Source organism: Candidatus Pelagadaptatus aseana (assembly GCF_040362265.1).
GTDB classification, from domain to species: Bacteria; Pseudomonadota; Gammaproteobacteria; order Pseudomonadales; family Cellvibrionaceae; genus Pelagadaptatus; species Pelagadaptatus aseana.
Map to the genome: position 1 here is coordinate 168,092 of NZ_BAABNJ010000007.1, position 17,632 is coordinate 185,723.

A 17,632-nucleotide genomic window follows, 5' to 3' on the forward strand; every position below is an offset into this window, starting at 1 on the left:
GGTCGCAAACAAACAATGCCGACCTAGCGGCCGGCTTTAACTTCGATGGCGCGATGCTGCTGGGAAACCTTGTCCAGCACACCATTGATAAATTTGTGGCTGTCCGCCGCACCGAATTTTTTCGCCAGTGATACCGCTTCATTGATCACCACTTTATAGGGCACATCGAGACGGAACATCAATTCGTAGGTGGACAGGCGCAACAGAGCCAGAGTAATCGGATCCAGTTCTTCCAGTGAGCGCTCCTGCAGGTAAGGCGTAAAGCATTCCTCCAGTTCCGGCAGTTTCTGCGGCACCTTGTGCAATAGCTCGCGAAAATACAGCGTATCGACATTACTCATGTCGTTATCGGTATGAAATTCGGCCTCAATGGAGTTGATGCTGTTGCCAGTCATCTGCCACTGATACAGGGCCTGCATGGCATAGTGACGCGCCCGGCGTCTGGCAGCCGGGGACACACCATTGGATTTCTTACTATCGGTCACGGTGTTACACCTGACCCAACAGAGAAACCATCTCCAGAGCCGTCACAGCCGCCTCTTCACCCTTGTTACCCGCCTTGGTACCGGAGCGCTCGATGGCCTGCTCAATGGAGTCGACAGTCAACACACCGAAGGTCACAATCACACCGGTCTGCAGGGAAACCTGAGCCAGACCTTTGGTGCACTCGCCGGCCACGTATTCAAAGTGGGGAGTACCACCACGGATGACGGCACCCAGCGCGATGATGGCATCAAACTTACCGGAAGCCGCAATCTTCTGCGCTGCCAGCGGGAATTCGAAAGCGCCCGGCACGTAGTAGATGGTGATCTGATCTTCGGTGATACCGTGACGACGCAGGGTATCCAGAGCGCCCTCTTTCAGGCTCTCTACCACAAAGCTGTTCCAGCGGCTGACAATCAGGGCGTACTTGCCCTTGCACTGGGTGAAGTCGCCTTCAACAACGGTAATCTGGCTCATGTGTTTTCTCGCTTGTTTTTAATCAGTTCAAGTTAGCCAATTCAATTATTTGGCAGTATGGATGTATTCGACCACTTCCAGATCAAACCCGGACAGGGCACTGAAACGGAAGGGCGCACTCATCAGGCGCATCTTGTGGATACCCAGATCACACAGAATCTGAGAGCCGGTTCCCACCTGCTTGTACACCAGATCCTGATTCGGGCGTTCCTGCTTACCAGACAGCATCCAGTCGATGCTCTCTTCAATGTCACCGGTGGTCTCATCGTGACAGATCATCACCAGCGCACCGCGTCCCTCTTCGGCGATTTGCTGAATGGCGCGATCAAAGGTCCAGGGGGCGTATTCGCCATCGGTGGGACGAACAATCTTGAACACATCGCGAGCTGTACTGCCCACATGAACCCGGACCAGACAGGGGTCGTCGCTGCGAATATCGCCCATGGTCAGAGCAAAGTGCTTTTCCTGGCGGGCCTTGTCCAGATAGGTGTGCAACTGGAATTCCCCGTACTGGGTCTGAACCGTACGCTCACGGGTACACTCGACAGTCTTTTCGTTGATGGAGCGGTAGTGAATCAGATCGGCGATGGTACCGATTTTCAGATTGTGCTCCTTGGCAAACTTTTCCAGATCCGGGCGACGGGCCATGCTGCCATCTTCATTCATGATTTCTACAATCGCAGCGGCCGGCTCAAACCCAGCCAGACGCGCCAGATCACAACCGGCCTCAGTGTGCCCGGCACGACTCAGCACGCCACCGGGCTGTGCCATCAAAGGAAAAATATGGCCGGGCTGCACAATATCAGAGGCCACGGCATCACGAGCAACGGCTGCGCGTATGGTGCGCGCGCGATCCGCAGCAGAAATACCGGTACTGACGCCTTCGGCCGCCTCAATCGATACGGTAAAGTTGGTGGTGTGCTGAGCGCGATTGTCATTCACCATCAATGGCAGATCCAGTTTCTGGCAGCGATCTTCAGACAGGGTCAGGCAAATCAAACCACGGGCGTGGGTCGCCATAAAGTTGACATCCTCGGTGCGCACCTGCTCGGCGGCAATCACCAGATCGCCTTCATTCTCGCGATCTTCGTCATCCATCAGGATAACCATCTTACCCTGACGAATGTCGTCGATTAATTCTTCTACGGTGTTCAATTCCATAATAAATCCTGAGCAATACGCTTGCTTACCAATTGGCTCTCGCGAACCGTCTGTTAAAATCTTCTGCTTGAATACGCTTCAATCAGCGTTGAGGTCATTTGTAAAAACCATTTTCGGCCAGAAAAGCCAGATCAATGCCCTTGCCTGCACCCGACTCAGCCGCTTTATCTCCCAATAATAGACGCTCCAGATAGCGCGCGATAACGTCTACTTCCAGATTCACCTGGGTGCCCGCCTGATAATCACCAATCACTGTCTCGGCAATGGTGTGCGGCACGATATTGAGCTCAAATTCATCGCCATCAACGGCATTGACGGTCAGGCTGGTGCCATCCACGGTAATCGAGCCCTTGTGGGCAATGTATTTGGCCAGTTCTGCCGGCGCCTTGATGCGAAAGCGCCAGGAGCGGGCATCCAGATGGCGACTCACCACCTCACCAACACCATCCACATGACCACTGACCAGATGCCCACCCAGACGGGTTGTCGGCGTCAGCGCTTTTTCCAGATTGACCCGGCGGCCCACCTGCCAGCTGCGCAGGGTAGTGAAATCCAGAGTTTCTACTGACACATCGGCCCAGTAGCCATCACCCGGCAACTCGACCACGGTAAGGCAGACACCATTGGTGGCAATGGAATCCCCCAACTCTACGTCGGCCAGATCCAGCCCGTTACTTTTAATGCGCAGCCGCAAATCACCACCGCGGGGCTCTGCCGCAACGATTTCGCCTACGGCCTCAATAATTCCTGTAAACATAAATCACCCTATTAAGGTTTCGCCCGAGACTCTGGTCTCAGGGTCTGGTGTCAAGGTCTGGCATCAGGGTCAGACGCCAATCACGCCCAACGGCACGCACATCATTTATAGTCAACGGCACCTGCTGATCCATGGTATCGAACGGCAGCTCCAAGAGTGGCCGACCGCGACTGCCCAACAATTTGGGGGCCATATAGACAATCAATTCATCAATCAGACCGGCCTGCAAAAATGCACCGGCCAGGGTTGCCCCCGTCTCCAACAGCACCTCATTGCACTGACGCCGGCCCAGCTCATCGAGCAACGCCCCCAGATTCACCCGCCCGGTCTCATCAGCCGACAGCGACAGCTGCTCGATCTCGGCGGGCAAAGCGCTGTTGGCTTTATCGGCAGTTGACACCACCAACGTAGCGGCGGCGGATTGTACCACCTTTGCCTCGGCGTGGAGACGCTGGTTGGAATCGAGCACCACCCGCAGAGGCTGACGCTTTGCGATATCGCCGGCGTTCTCAAGTCCCAGTTCATTGGCGCGAACCGTCAACGACGAGTCGTCGAGCAGTATGGAACCCACACCAGTAACCACAGCGCAGCTTCTGGCACGCAGTTTTTGCACATCCGAGCGAGCTTCAGGGCCGGTAATCCACTGACTTTCACCACTGGCCATCGCAGTGCGGCCATCAACACTCATGGCCAGTTTGCAACGCACCAGAGGACGGCCACACTCCATTCGCTTGATAAAACCCGGATTCAACTGTCTGGCCTCGGCCTCCAATATGGGGCCATCCACAGAAATTCCAACCTCAGCAATACGCGTCAGGCCACGACCAGCCACTTGCGGATTGGGATCTTTCATTCCGTACACCAGGCGACCAATACCGGCCTTGATCAAGGCATCTGCACAGGGCCCGGTCTTGCCGGTATGACTGCAGGGCTCCAAGGTGACATAAGCCGTAGCACCGGCCACCTCAACACCGCGATCACGGGCATCGGCCAGAGCCTGCACCTCGGCGTGCCCTTCTCCGGCCCGGGCATGCCAGCCCTCAGCAATCACCGCACCGTCTTTGACCAGCACGCAACCCACTCGCGGATTGGGCATGGTGGTATAGAGCCCGTTTCTCGCCAAACGAATAGCGCGGGCCATAAACTCATAATCTGACGATGACAACTCAGACGGGAATGACATAGACAATCAGGCTTCCGGCTCACTTTCCAAACGATCAATTTCTTCACGAAATTCGTTGAGATCCTTGAAGCGACGATACACGGATGCAAAACGGACATAGGCCACTTCATCCAGATCGCGCAACTGCTCCATTACCGCCTCACCAATAATCCGGGCAGCCACCTCCCGCTCTCCGGTAGCCTGCAGAACATGTTTTATTCTGTTAATGGCGCGCTCAATGTCTTCCGAGCTTACAGGACGCTTCTCCAATGCCCGCAAAAAGCCCGCGCGCAATTTTTCTTCATCGAAAGGCTCACGACTGCCATCGCCTTTAATGACACGCGGCAACAACAGCTCGGCAATTTCATAAGTGGTAAAACGCTCATGACACGACAGACACTCTCGACGACGACGGACCTGGCCGCCCTCGGCAACCAGTCTGGAATCAATAACCTTGGTGTCGTCGGCCTGACAGAAGGGGCAATGCATGGAAAATCGCCTTAAACAACGCAAATTCGGGCAATTTTAACACAGCCGCCCAGATACACCGAAGCCAAAAGTTTCAAAATTAACGGTAATTATGGCCTCCATATGCTCAGAAATTGCAAGACGATGAAATATCGCCGTCATATAACTGCCATATAGTGTTAAGATTTTAATCGCCAATGCATACAGCCTTACCCATTATGAATTCAAGCACTCCGACTGCACCCGACACCGTCACAACCACCTCTTCAGCTCCGGTTTTCATTCCGCGGGAGTTAAGCTGGCTTTCATTTAACGCCAGAGTCCTGCAAGAGGCCGAAGATCCCATGACGCCACTGATTGAACGGATGCGGTTTCTGGGTATTTTTTCCAGCAATATGGATGAGTTCTTCCGGGTGCGCGTGGCCGATGTTCGCCGCCAGATGATGCTGCGCAATGACGACGATCCGGATACGGACAACGAGCAACTGCTGAGCGAAATCCAGAACATGGTCAATAAGCTCAACAAGCGCTTTGACCGTGCTTACAAAAAGATCAATAAGGCACTGGCCGAAAAGGATATTGAACTGCTTGCCAGTCATACCCAGATGACCGCCCACCAGAGGGAGTGGTTAAGCCAGTACTTTCTGGAGCACATACGCCCCTTTATTTCACCGATTATTGCCCACGACTCACTGGACCTGGAAGCCAGCCTCAGTGATGACGACTTCTATCTGGCCGTTGGTATGATCCGGGGCAGCAAAACCACTTATGCGGTGGTCGAAGTCCCCACCAAAGACACCGACCGCTTTATCCTGCTGCCTCAGGAAAAAGAGCACCACAAACAATTTCTGCTGCTTGAAGACGCCATCGCGTTTGCACTGAATGACATCTTCAAGGTGGCCTTCGAGTACGACAGCGTCCACGCCTATTCATTTAAAATGACCCGCGATGCCGAGCTGGATCTCAGTAATGAAATTGACGAGAGCCTGCTGGCAAAAATGTCCTCCGGCCTAAAGAAACGTCTGTCGGCTGAACCCGTACGGCTGGTGTACGATGAAAACATGCCCGAGGGCATGGTGCGCTTTCTCAAGCATCGTCTGCATTTTTCCAGCTACGATTCATTGATTCCCAGCGGTGCGATTCGCAACTTCAAAGACTTTATTGGCATGCCCAACGTGGGCGCTGCCTCACTTGAATTCAAAAAAATGCCCGCCATCCCCTCTGCGGGCTTTGACCGCCACAGCAGCGCGTTTGAAGCCATCGCCGAGCGGGACATACTGTTGTACTACCCCTATCACTCGTTCAATTATTTTACCGAGTGGTTACGGCAGGCCTCGTTTGATCCCAAGGTCACCGAAATTTTTATCAACATCTACCGGGTGGCCAATAACTCCAAAGTGCTCGGCGCCCTCACTGACGCCGCACGTAACGGCAAAAAGGTCACCGTGGTGGTTGAACTGCACGCCCGTTTTGACGAGCAGAACAACGTCAAGGTATCCCGTGAATTACAGGCCCGCGGCATTCAGGTTGAATTTGGCATACCCTCGCTCAAGATCCACTCAAAGCTCTGCCTGATCACTCGCAAAGAAGGGCGCAATCTGAAGCGTTATGCCCACATCGGCACCGGCAATTTTCACGAGCGCAACGCCCGCATATACACCGATTACAGCCTGTTTACCGCACACGATGGCATCACTTCTGAAGTGGCTCAGGTATTTCAGTTCATCAAATACAGCTACCGCCATCCCAAACTGCAACACCTGATCCTGTCCCCAATCAACAGTCGGCGCCGCTTCAACGAGCTGATCGACAACGAAATTGCCCTGGCCCGCGCAGGCAAACCGGCGTTTATGAAAATCAAAGCCAACAATCTGGTAGATCGTCAGCTCAGCGAAAAACTCTGTGAAGCCGCCGAAGCCGGAGTCGAGATACAGATGATCATCCGTGGCATGGTATCCATGATGCCCGGCATCAAGGGCAGCTCGGCCAACATCAAATTCACCAGTATTGTTGACCGCTTTCTGGAACACGCCCGGGTTTTGGTGTTCGGCAACGGTGGCGACCCCAAAGTTTTTATCACCTCCGGCGACTGGATGACGCGCAATATCGACCGCCGGGTCGAAGTGGGCACACCCATTTACGATGAAACCCTGAAGCAGCAGATCATTGACGTCCTCGACATTCAGCTGAGCGACAACGCCAAAGCCCGTATACTTGATCGCAACCAGACCAACCAATACGTGGAGCGCCACAGCGGCAAAAAAATTCGCTCGCAGAGGGAAATCCACAATTACCTGCTTGAGCAGGAACTGCGCGCACAAGAGGAATAGTGTGAACCAAACGGAAAACAACCTTTCAGACAATATCATCAGCGACAGCAGCCAGCGCATTGCCGCCATTGATCTGGGCTCCAACAGCTTCCATATGCTGCTGGCTGAGAGCTCAGATCACGGCCTTAAAGTATTTCACCGGGAAAAACGTCAGGTGGCGCTGGCCAAAGGCCTGGACGACAATGACAACCTCAGTCAAGAATCCATCGAGACAGCCCTGCAAACCCTGAAGATGTTTTCCGACATTCTGCAACAATTCCAGCCCGATCTGGTGCGCATTGTCGGCACCTACACTTTCCGTACCGCACGCAACATTAAAACCCTGATCGATCAGGCCAAAACCTTCCTGCCCTACCCCATTGAAATCATGAGCGGTACTGAAGAGGCTCGCCTGATTTTTCAGGGGGTCAGTCACAACAACGTACTCAAGCACAATCATTTGATCGTTGATATCGGTGGCGGCAGCACCGAGATGATCATCGGCAAAGACCACACCCCGCTGCAACTGCACAGCTGCAATGTCGGCTGTGTCAGCCTTTCCGATCACTATTTCAGTGAAGGAGACATCACCCCTGCCGCCTTTAAGAAAGCCATTATCTTTGCCGAGCAACAGCTCGACCCCATCAAGCGCCGCTACCGCAAAACCGGCTGGAAAACCGTCCTGGGGACATCGGGCACCATCAAGGCCTTATCGGGTTTCGTCTGCACCAACATCGATGCCAACGGCATCATCACTCTGGATATTCTCTACAAAATCAAACAGCAGCTACTGAGCGCCAGCAACGTCAGCAATATCGAACTACCCGGTGTCAACGAAGATCGCTATGGTGTTATTTGTGGCGGACTGGCCACACTGATTGCGGTCTTCGAAACCATGAAGATCGACACCATGATCTACTGTGATCACGCTCTGCGTGAAGGGCTGGTGGCCGAAGTGGAAGATCGCATTCACTTGAGCGATGTCCGCGATTTCAGCGTCAGCCAACTGGCCAATCGCTTTAACGCCGATATTGAACAGGCTTTTCGGGTGGAGCGCGATGCCCTGCAGGTATACGATCGGGCCACAGCCGCCTGGAATTTCAAAGACGGCATCTACCGCAACCTGCTGCGCTGGGCCTGCCAGCTGCACGAAGTCGGTCACCAGCTCAACTACCACAAAGCCAACCAGCATGCCCACTACATCGTCAGCAACGCCTCTCTGGCCGGCTTCAACCAGGAGCAACAGGAAGTGCTGGCCTACATCCTGTTATCCCAGCGTAAACAACTGCGACCAGAATCACTGCCCGAACTGACCCACTACAAGCGCAAACCGATTTTCAAAATCATTCTGATCCTGCGACTGGCAATTCTGGTGAATCGCTTCCGTCAGGAAGGGGATAACAGTGATGTGCAACTCAGCTTCACCAAGAAAGGTGTCGACATGCAATTTGGTGAGGAATGGCGTCACGGCTCTGAACTGTTTCAGGCCGACCTGGAAAAAGAACAGCAGCGCTTTGCTAATGTGGATCTGAACCTGACCTTCAGTTTCAGTTGAGCAACCACTTCAAAGGTACTCTTCCGGGCAATACAAGCGGTGCATAGTTTCGAGTATGGCCTTAACCGCCTCATCCACCAGCGAATAATAAATCCACTGGGCCTCACGGCGAGTCGCAACAATCCCCTCATCACGTAACCGGGCCATATGCTGGGAAATGGCCGACTGACTCAGGCCCGTCAATTCTTCCAACTCACCTACAGTGTGTTCGCGATTCATCAGAGCACACAGCACCAGCATCCGCGACGGATTCGACAGGGATTTCAACAGCGCCGATGCCTGCGCTGCATTGGCCTGCATAGTCTCCAGATCCATACTCAACCTATATTACTTTGCTTAGATTGAACCCATCATAACACAAGCATTAGTTGACGCTAATATTATATTTATCTAATATTAGAAAAAATTAATATTAAAACTGTCTTCGCCAGAGAGCATCAGCATGTACCAAGCCATCAAGCAAAGAATGATTCACTACGCACTCAACCACCCAAAGACCATTATTTGGGCGATGGTGCTGTCTACTCTGACAATAGTAGGGGCTGCCGCACTGCCATCACTCTGGCCTCAACAGTTTCCGCAACTGCACGCCCTGAAAGTCGATACCGATCCGGAAAATATGCTGTCGGCCGATGAGCCTGTGCGGGTTTTTCACGATCACGCCAAAGAGCGCTTCAACCTCCACGACATGGTCGTGGTGGGCCTGATCAATCACCAGCACCCCCAGGGCATTTTCAACAAAGATTCACTGACCCGGGTTTACCAACTCACCGAATTTGCCAAAAGCCTGCAATGGCTGGATGACAACGGCAACCAGCAGGGCGTTGTCCGAATTGATTTAATGGCCCCATCCACCGTCGACAACATTGAACAGGGCGGACTGGGCAGTGTGAACTTTTCCTGGCTGATGCCCGCGCCACCACAAAACGATGCCGAGGCACTGGCGGTATTGCAACGCGCCCAGAAAATACCGTTTCTCAACGGCACTCTGGTATCCGAAGACGGCCAGGCTCTGGCCCTGTACCTGCCAATCACCAGCAAGGACACCTCCTATCGCATCCGCAACCAACTCTTGAGTTTTACTCAGGGCTGGGAGCAGTCGGGCGATGAAGTCCACATCACAGGGTTGCCTGTCGCTGAAGACACCTTCGGCGTGGAAATGTTTATCCAGATGGCCATCTCAGCGCCGCTGGCCATGCTGCTGATTTTTGCCCTGCTGTGGTGGTTCTTCAAGCGACTGATTTTGGTGGTTTCACCCATGGTGCTGGCCATGGTTTGTTCGCTGGCCACCATGGGCCTGCTGATCATAAGCGGCAACACGCTGCACATCATGAGCTCCATGATCCCCATCTTTATCATGCCCATTGCCGTATTGGATGCCGTTCATATTCTGTCGGAGTTTTTTGACGTCTATCCCAAATACAAAGATCGCCGCAAAACCATTGAGCATGTACTCAATGAGCTGTTCGCCCCCATGCTGTTTACCACTCTGACCACCATGGCCGGGTTTGCCTCGTTGATGCTGACCCCGATCCCGCCAGTACAGGTATTTGGCCTGTATATTGCCATTGGCGTTTTTCTCGCCTGGCTTTGGACGATGCTGTTTATTCCGGCCTATATCATGTCCATTGATGAAGCGCGTCTGGAAGGCTATGGCGCCGACAATCAGGAAGACAGCCCCTCACCCCTGAATCGACTGCTGAGCGCCATAGGCAATCTGACCCAGCGCAAGCCGGGCTGGATTCTGGCCATCTCCGTAGTCGTCGCCATCATCGCCGGCTTCGGCATCAGCAAGATCAACGTCAACGACAACCCCACGCGCTGGTTTGAAGCGGAACACCCCATCAGAGTTGCCGACCGGGTTCTCAACCACCACTTCGGCGGCACCTATATGGCCTACCTGGAATTCTCTCCGCAATCCGACACTCAGACCATTGACCTGAATCGGGTTGCCAAAGCCATTGCCACAAGGAAACAACAGGGACTGCTGCTCGGCAATACCGCACCGCCCTATGATCAGGCCATGGAGCTATTGACCAATCAAGGCGACTGGCAGCAACTCACCCAACTGGTTGACGCCGGCCTGCAATCGGCCGAAGGCGATGACTATTACAGCTGGGACGACCTGCAACTGCTGTTGGATGAAGAGCGACAACGCGGGCAAATATTCAAACAACCGGAAGTCCTGCGCTGGCTCGAACAGCTTCAGGCGCACATGCTCACCAGTGTCGCAGTAGGCAAAGTCAACTCGCTGACCGATGTCACCAAAACCGTGTTCCGGGAACTGCAACTGGGCGATCCGGCACAGTTTCGCATTCCCGACAGCGCCAACGCCGTGGGCCAAACCCTGATCACCTATCAGAACAGCCATCGCCCCCACGACCTCTGGCACTTTGTCACCCCGGACTTTCGCCACAGTGTGATGTGGCTACAACTGACCAGTGGCGACAATCAGGACATGGAACAGGTGGTGGAACACTTTAACCACTTTGTCGCTACCAATCCTGCGCCTCAGAACCTCCAGAGCAATTGGTTCGGACTGACGTACATTAATGTTATCTGGCAAGGAAAAATGGTGAACGGCATGATGGAGGCCTTCCTTGGATCCTTTGCCATTGTACTGGCCATGATGACCCTGCTGTTTCGCTCACTGAGCTGGGGCTTGCTGGCAATGATCCCCCTGACCCTGACCGTGGGGCTGATCTACGGCATTATCGGCCTGATCGGCAAAGACTACGACATGCCTGTGGCGGTACTGAGCGCCCTCAGCCTGGGACTGGCGGTGGATTACGCCATCCACTTTCTGGCTCGCTCGCGTGAACTGGTGCGCGAAACCGGCAGTTGGCAGCAGGCCGCGCCATTGATCTTTGGCGAGCCAGCCCGAGCCATTTCACGCAATGCCATCATTCTTGGCGCCGGATTTACGCCATTACTGATGGCACCACTGGTGCCCTATCAAACCGTAGGCGTTTTTATCGCTTCCATCATCATCAGTGCCGCTATCGCTACCCTGCTGATTCTGCCGGCCTGCCTTAAACTGTTACAAAACCTGTTATTCCAGGCGGAAACAGAGGAGAAGAATCCATGAAACTGATCAAGACCCTTGCCCTTTTGCTGGCCACAGCAACGACCTGGGCACAATCTTTGAGCGTCGAAGACATCGTCAATCGCGCCAACCTGACCGCCTATTATCAGGGCAAAGATGGCCGCGCTCAGGTCCATATGCTCATCACCGACAGTCAGGGGCGTCAACGCGAACGTCGCTTCACCATCTTGCGCCGCGATCAGGCCGATACAGACAACCTGGAAGGCAACGCCTACAAGAGCGATCAGCAGATGTACGTACATTTCCAGCGCCCGGCGGATGTCAACAAGATGTCCTTTCTGGTGTGGAAACATTTACAGGAAGATGACGACCGCTGGCTCTATCTGCCAGCTCTGGATCTGGTAAAACGCATTGCTGCCGCGGACAAACGCACCAGCTTTGTTGGCTCCGATTATTATTACGAAGACGTCAGTGGCCGCGCAATTGATGCCGACCACCACGAATTGATCGACACCACCGACGATTACTACATTCTCAAAAACACCCCCAAGGATCCCGCCAGCGTAGAGTTCAGCCACTATATTGTGCACGTACACAAGGGCACGTTTATTCCGGTGCAAACCGAATATTTTGATAACAACGGTGAGAAATACCGCATCGCTAAAGCCCATAAAGTGGAAAAAGTTGGTAGCTATCCCACGGTAATTCAGGCGAGCATGCAGGACCTGCGCAGTGGCAGCACCACAGTAATGAGCTACACCCAGGTCAATTACAACATCAACCTGCCCGATGAGATTTTCAGTGAACGCTTTTTGCGTCGCGCACCCATCAAATACTTGCGATAACACCGGGAGAACTGCCATGAAACCTGCTCTGGTCTTTACTCTGTCGCTCTATTTGGTAGCTCACCCGGCACTGACTGAAGAGTTATCTTTACCGGGCCTGCCCGATGGACTGGATGGCGGAATAAGCAGTGATCCCCTGCCGCAACTGCCAACTTTCGATAACAATTCCAGCCTGCACGATCCGCAACCTGAGACATTCAGCCCCTGGCACAGCGAAGGCTTTCTCGAGTGGCGCGGCGGTCTGCGACTGCAAGATGACCCCAATGCCAGCACGGGCAGCATCAATGAGCTGCGCCTGCAAACCGCAGTGGATTATTCCGGTAATCTTGTTACTGCACGGGTAACCGCCGACCTGCAGGGCGATGCTCTGGCGGACCACCCCAACCACATCCATCTGAACCGGGGCGAGGGCTATATCGACCTGAGAGAAGCCTGGTTACAACTGCCCATTGGCCATCATCTGGATGCCAAACTGGGGCGACAGATCCTTACCTGGGGTGTCGGCGATCAGCTTTTTATCAACGACCTCTTCCCCAAAGACTGGAACAGCTTCTTTATTGGTCGCGATCAGGAATACCTCAAGGCCCCTTCGGACGCTCTGAAACTGGCGTTCTACTTTGATGCCATCAATATCGATCTGGTCTGGACGCCCGAGTTTGATCCAGACCGCTATATCGACGGCCAACGAATCTCCTACTTTAATGCCATGACAGGTCAGCCTGCGGGGGATGAAAACCCCATCATGCCTCATCCCCCAACTGGCGACGAATGGGCGCTGCGGCTGTACAAAACCCATCGTGGCATTGAATACGCTGCCTATGGCTATCGAGGCTACTGGAAAAGCCCCAACAGCTTCGACCCCGAGCGTAACCAGCCCGACTTTGCCCGACTGAATGCCTGGGGCGCCAGCATGCGCAGCCCTCTGGCGGGTGGCATCATCAGCGCTGAGGCCGGTTATTACGATTCCGTTTCAGACAGCTCGGGCGACAACCCGTTTATCGCCAACTCCGAATTAAGACTGCTGCTGGCCTATGAGCGAGAACTTGCCAGCAACCTGACCGGCTCGTTGCAGTGGTATCTGGAACAACTTCAAGATTACAACCCGTACCGGCAGTCACAACCGGCAGGCAATACTTACCGGGATAAAGACCGGCAACTGGTGACGTCCCGTCTCACCTGGCTGCGCATGAACCAAAATCTGGAGTGGTCACTCTTTATCTTTTACTCCCCCACCGATCAGGACTGGTTTGCCCAACCGAAAGTCAGCTACAAGTACAGTGACCACTTACTTCTAACCGCGGGTTTCAACCTGTTTGCAGGCGAAAAACCATCCACTTTCTTTGGCCAATTTGAGGATAACAGCAACGCCTATGCCGGGATTCGCTACAGCTTTTAAAAGCCCTCTTGCGAATTCTAGGTTTTTTATTCTACTGAGCGCTGGTAATCTAGCCAGACTCCCAGCTGTAAGTGAGTAATCACAGGGATGCACCAGGAGCCCCAAAAAGAACAAGAATGTACCCACAAGGACCGTGGTTTAGAGCAAGTGAACCGTTGATCATGACCACCCGAAACACCCTATTGCTGGCGGCAGCCTCTCTGGCCGCGTGCCCGGCTCTTGCCAACACCGCCAATTACTTTGATGAAACCGATGTTTTTACCGACATCCCGACCATCAGTTCCGGCTCCCGAATGGAGCAAACCCCCTCAACATCGCCTTCCTCGGTAACCGTCATCACCGCTGAGATGATTGAGGCCCTTGCCCCCAACAGTCTGGTGGAAGTGTTTCGTCTGGCACCCAGCTATATCAGCTTTTACATCAACGGCTCTTTGCCCGGAGTATCAGGCCACGACTCAACCGATGACGACCCGCGGCGACTGGAAGTGCGCGTTAATGGCCGCAGTGTCTATCTGCCCTCCTACCCCACCGTCGCCTGGGAATCACTGGGCATTACCCCGGACGACATTGAGCGCATCGAAATGGTGCGAGGCTCCAATGTCCCGGCCTATGGCTCCAATGCCATTATGGGCGCCATCAATATCATCACCAAAAGCCCGCTGAAAGAAAGCGGCACCCATATCACCAGCACTGTTGGCGACAGAAACACCCGTAATCTTAACGTCCGCTCCAATTTCAGTTTTGAGGGTGGCTACGGGCAGTGGCGTATGGCACACCGGGAGAATTCCGGTTTTAGCGGCTTTGATATTGAAAACTGCCTTCGCACTCAGGCATCCGGCACTGTTTTTGGGCTTGATGACATAAGTGACTGCCAGAAAGACCCAAGCTACCGCCCCGACAATTCGGACAATGTTGACGACGACACAGAGGTCGACCACCTTGTTCTTAACGCCGTACTCACGCCAAACCTGACCGACAGTTTCAGTTTTGAGCTCGGTTACAGCGATGGCCGGTTTGGTTATGGCGACGGCGACGCCCCAGATGAATTCCGCGACGATGAAAATACCAGCTGGTGGATTACCAGCGCCTGGAACCGCACCAATGAAAATGATCAGTGGGATGCGCACTTTTCGTTTTACGAAAGTGACTCAAACCATGAACTGATCCTGCCCCTATCAGCCACTGACAGCGATCTGACCCCAGCCATCGTCATCGGTGCTCTGGGTGAGGACCCAATTGCCAACTGGGGTCTGGGTCAGCGAAAAGCCCAAAGTCTCGAGGCAGAGCTGGAGTACCAATTCAATCCAGTTGCCAGTGTTCGTGCACTGGTGGGCGCCGGCTATAAATTGCAACGGCTGAAATCCAAACAACAGCTCAATAACAGCGGTTACGTTGATAACGACATACTGTATGGGTTCTCAAACATCGAATGGCAGATTTCCGAGCGCTGACTGACCAACGTCGGGTTTATGGTTGAAGACCACAAATTGGATGAAGCCAACATATCGCCACGTGCTTCCATTCACTTCCAGATAGCGCCACAACATACTTTGCGCGCCAGTGCATCAAAGGTATACCGGTCTCCTTCCATTGCCGAGGCCAAGCGTGAACAACGTTATCAGGCTGGCGCTTATGTCGATTATCACCTCATAGGTGATGACGATCTGGCGGCGGAAGAACTCAATGAATTACAACTGGCCTATTTCGGTAGCTTTTTCGATGGCAAGCTCAGCATCGATTGGCGCGCCTTCCATGAAGATATGGAAGGCGCCATTGATCATATGAAGTGGGAAATCCCCCATCAGGGCTGGTCCCCCGCTATGGAGCCCTTGGCCAATGGCAAGGCCTATTTCTTCACCAACAACAAAGACTGGCAGGTTTCCGGCTACGACATTCAAATTACTGCCAAGCCCATCGATAATACCGCCATTTATTTTCAACACACCAACAGTCGTGTCGATGCCTGGCGCCAGACTGACTGGGATGAATACGAAGGTCGACGCCGCTTCCATGAAGTACCTGAGCACGTAACCAGCGTGCTACTTACTCATAAGCTGGACTCAGGCTGGACTTTTGCTGCGATGGGCTATCGCCAGAACTTCACCAACTGGCGTGGCGGCAGTGACATTGATCGTTTCCGTCGTTTCGATGTTTCCATCAGCAAGAACCTGTCGATTAACGAATACCAAATTGATCTTAATTTGAAAGTCGAGAACGTCACGGATGACGAATACCAAGAATATCAGGACGGCAACTTCTTCCGTCGCAGCGCTTACTTTAACGCCGCCCTACGCTGGTAATGCATTATGAGTAAACCGGGGTCCACAAAACCAGAGCCGCTAAAAATAGTCATTGCCGATGACCATGTCATTACCCGCATGGGCATCAAAAACTCTCTGGAAGAGATATTCCCGGCATCGCACGTCACTGAATGCGAAAGCTCGGCTGAAGTGCTCAAACTTTGCTCTGCAGAGTCGGTCAATCTGGCTCTGGTAGACCTCTTTATGCCCGGCGATGACGGCTTTGGCTTTCTGAAAAAGCTCTGTCGCAAACACCCTGAACTGCCTGTCGTGGTGTTTTCCGCTACCGAAAACACCAGCCATATACAGAAAGTGATCGACATAGGCGTGCGAGGTTTTATCCACAAAAGCTCAGGATTTGATGTGCTCAGTCAGGCACTCAATACCATCCTCAGTGGCGGCAACAGCTTCCCCGAAGTTTCTATCAATGATTCGGCATCACAGGAAGCGGAACTGGATCTGGAAATCCCCAGTAACCGCGACGCCATTCTCAATAATCTGACCCGGCGTCAGCTCGATACACTCTCCTGCCTGGCCAAGGGGATGAGCAACAAGGAAATTGCCAAGACCCTGTTTATCTCAGAAAACACGGTCAAGACGCATTTGAAAGCAATACTCACTGAGCTAAACTGTCATAACCGAACAGAAGCCGTGCTTCTGTCGCAAAGGCTTGGCTTGATCCATAGCTGATACAGCACTTAACAAGGATTGTTCAATGTGCTCGCGCTGCATCATACAGATTATTTTGCTCGCGTCTCTGATCGTTGGATCGGAGGCTCGTGCCGAGTACAGCCTGCGCATAGTCACCTCCTCACCAGCCAGCGTCTACCAGCAAACCGCTCAAACCCTCAGTGATGCACTGCGTAACAGCCATTCTCATATAGCCATCGAACAGCAGGTACTGCCCAAGGGAGTTCCAAACGACAAGGGCTTGACGCCAAACTATGCAATACCCCACCCGGACTGGCAGGTAGCCATTGGCTCAAAGGCCTGTGAAAACCTGTTGCGTCACACCCGGGAAACGGCCACCCTCTGTGCCTTTATCACCGCAGCCGCTTTCAAACAACTTCTTCAGAAATACCCGGAGCGTGACAGGGTTCACGGCCTCTGCATTGACCAGCCTCTTCCCAGACTGATTCGCCTTGCTACCCTGCTGCACTCGGAACAGCCGAATCACCGCATAGGATTGCTGTCTACCGACAACGAATCGGAGACAGCCATCGCATCAGACAAAGTTGAGTTGCACATTACCCAGCTGGGCATTGATGACAACCCGATCCAGCAACTCAAGCCTCTGGTCAGCAACAACGACAGCGTGATTGTCCTGCCGGGCAACAGTCACCTTAACCGACTGTCGGCCCGCCTGATCCTTCAGCTCAGCCTTAAACACAAAACCCCGGTCATCGGGTTCTCAAAGAAATACACAGATGCCGGAGCACTGCTGTCGATACACCCTTCGCCAGAAGACATTGCTCTGGACATCACCAGAATTCTTGAAAGCAAACCCGACAGCGCAGCCACGCCAACGCTGCAACCGGGAAGCAACTTCAGCTTAAGTATGAATAAAAACGTCGCCAGGAAGCTGCGTTATCAACTCGACATGGAAACCTTGAGGAAGTCCCTAGATACGCAGCATTCCGGGTTATGATAAATACTACTTTTTCTAACTGGCC

16 protein-coding genes are annotated in these 17,632 nt (G+C 53.4%); 9 read left to right on the forward strand and 7 right to left on the reverse strand.

The genetic code is table 11. The annotated features are described in order from the left end of the window. Positions 1-23 precede the first annotated feature (23 nt). From nusB to nrdR, 6 genes are all read right to left on the reverse strand, one after another. Positions 24-485 carry a transcription antitermination factor NusB gene (nusB, locus tag ACPXV9_RS12180; protein ID WP_423897440.1) on the reverse strand — a complete coding sequence of 154 codons (462 nt, stop codon included), beginning with the start codon at positions 483-485 and terminating at the stop codon, positions 24-26. A 4-nt stretch (positions 486-489) separates the two neighbouring features. Beyond that, positions 490-960 carry a 6,7-dimethyl-8-ribityllumazine synthase gene (gene ribE / locus ACPXV9_RS12185; protein WP_423897443.1) on the reverse strand — a complete coding sequence of 157 codons (471 nt, stop codon included), beginning with the start codon at positions 958-960 and terminating at the stop codon, positions 490-492. A 45-nt stretch (positions 961-1,005) separates the two neighbouring features. Beyond that, positions 1,006-2,121, reverse strand: coding sequence for a bifunctional 3,4-dihydroxy-2-butanone-4-phosphate synthase/GTP cyclohydrolase II (gene ribBA / locus ACPXV9_RS12190; RefSeq protein ID WP_423897446.1), 1,116 nt, complete (start codon positions 2,119-2,121; stop codon positions 1,006-1,008). Positions 2,122-2,215: 94 nt separating this feature from the next. Then, positions 2,216-2,878 carry a riboflavin synthase gene (locus tag ACPXV9_RS12195; protein ID WP_423897448.1) on the reverse strand — a complete coding sequence of 221 codons (663 nt, stop codon included), beginning with the start codon at positions 2,876-2,878 and terminating at the stop codon, positions 2,216-2,218. Between the two features lie 37 nt (positions 2,879-2,915). Continuing rightward, a complete protein-coding gene (ribD, locus tag ACPXV9_RS12200; RefSeq protein ID WP_423897451.1) occupies positions 2,916-4,061 on the reverse strand; it encodes a bifunctional diaminohydroxyphosphoribosylaminopyrimidine deaminase/5-amino-6-(5-phosphoribosylamino)uracil reductase RibD in 1,146 nt (381 codons plus the stop codon). A 6-nt stretch (positions 4,062-4,067) separates the two neighbouring features. Further along, on the reverse strand, positions 4,068-4,529 hold the full coding sequence (gene nrdR / locus ACPXV9_RS12205) for a transcriptional regulator NrdR (RefSeq protein WP_423897453.1): 462 nt from the start codon (positions 4,527-4,529) through the stop codon (positions 4,068-4,070). A 197-nt stretch (positions 4,530-4,726) separates the two neighbouring features. Between nrdR and ppk1 the strand changes: the two genes are divergently transcribed. Next, positions 4,727-6,838 carry a polyphosphate kinase 1 gene (gene ppk1 / locus ACPXV9_RS12210; RefSeq protein WP_423897456.1) on the forward strand — a complete coding sequence of 704 codons (2,112 nt, stop codon included), beginning with the start codon at positions 4,727-4,729 and terminating at the stop codon, positions 6,836-6,838. Between the two features lies 1 nt (position 6,839). Beyond that, entirely contained in the window at positions 6,840-8,372 is a 1,533-nt protein-coding gene (locus ACPXV9_RS12215) for a hypothetical protein (RefSeq protein ID WP_423897458.1), read from the forward strand. Positions 8,373-8,381: 9 nt separating this feature from the next. On the opposite strand, the gene ACPXV9_RS12220 is transcribed toward ACPXV9_RS12215, so the two are convergent. Then, on the reverse strand, positions 8,382-8,687 hold the full coding sequence (locus ACPXV9_RS12220) for an ArsR/SmtB family transcription factor (protein WP_423897459.1): 306 nt from the start codon (positions 8,685-8,687) through the stop codon (positions 8,382-8,384). Positions 8,688-8,814: 127 nt separating this feature from the next. Between ACPXV9_RS12220 and ACPXV9_RS12225 the strand changes: the two genes are divergently transcribed. From ACPXV9_RS12225 to ACPXV9_RS12255, 7 genes are all read left to right on the forward strand, one after another. After that, positions 8,815-11,460, forward strand: coding sequence for an efflux RND transporter permease subunit (locus tag ACPXV9_RS12225; RefSeq protein WP_423897462.1), 2,646 nt, complete (start codon positions 8,815-8,817; stop codon positions 11,458-11,460). Further along, a complete protein-coding gene (locus tag ACPXV9_RS12230; protein WP_423897465.1) occupies positions 11,457-12,263 on the forward strand; it encodes an outer membrane lipoprotein-sorting protein in 807 nt (268 codons plus the stop codon). The genes ACPXV9_RS12225 and ACPXV9_RS12230 overlap by 4 nt, the downstream gene beginning before the upstream one ends. A 16-nt stretch (positions 12,264-12,279) precedes the next feature. Then, the gene (locus tag ACPXV9_RS12235; RefSeq protein WP_423897468.1) at positions 12,280-13,659 is read left to right on the forward strand and encodes a hypothetical protein; all 1,380 of its coding nucleotides are present in this window, start codon (positions 12,280-12,282) and stop codon (positions 13,657-13,659) included. 161 nt (positions 13,660-13,820) lie between these two features. After that, positions 13,821-15,110, forward strand: coding sequence for a TonB-dependent receptor plug domain-containing protein (locus ACPXV9_RS12240; protein WP_423897470.1), 1,290 nt, complete (start codon positions 13,821-13,823; stop codon positions 15,108-15,110). Positions 15,111-15,146: 36 nt separating this feature from the next. Next, the gene (locus ACPXV9_RS12245; RefSeq protein WP_423897473.1) at positions 15,147-15,959 is read left to right on the forward strand and encodes a TonB-dependent receptor domain-containing protein; all 813 of its coding nucleotides are present in this window, start codon (positions 15,147-15,149) and stop codon (positions 15,957-15,959) included. Between the two features lie 6 nt (positions 15,960-15,965). Then, positions 15,966-16,649, forward strand: coding sequence for a response regulator (locus ACPXV9_RS12250; protein WP_423897475.1), 684 nt, complete (start codon positions 15,966-15,968; stop codon positions 16,647-16,649). Between the two features lie 25 nt (positions 16,650-16,674). Beyond that, entirely contained in the window at positions 16,675-17,607 is a 933-nt protein-coding gene (locus ACPXV9_RS12255) for a hypothetical protein (protein WP_423897476.1), read from the forward strand. Positions 17,608-17,632 lie beyond the last annotated feature (25 nt).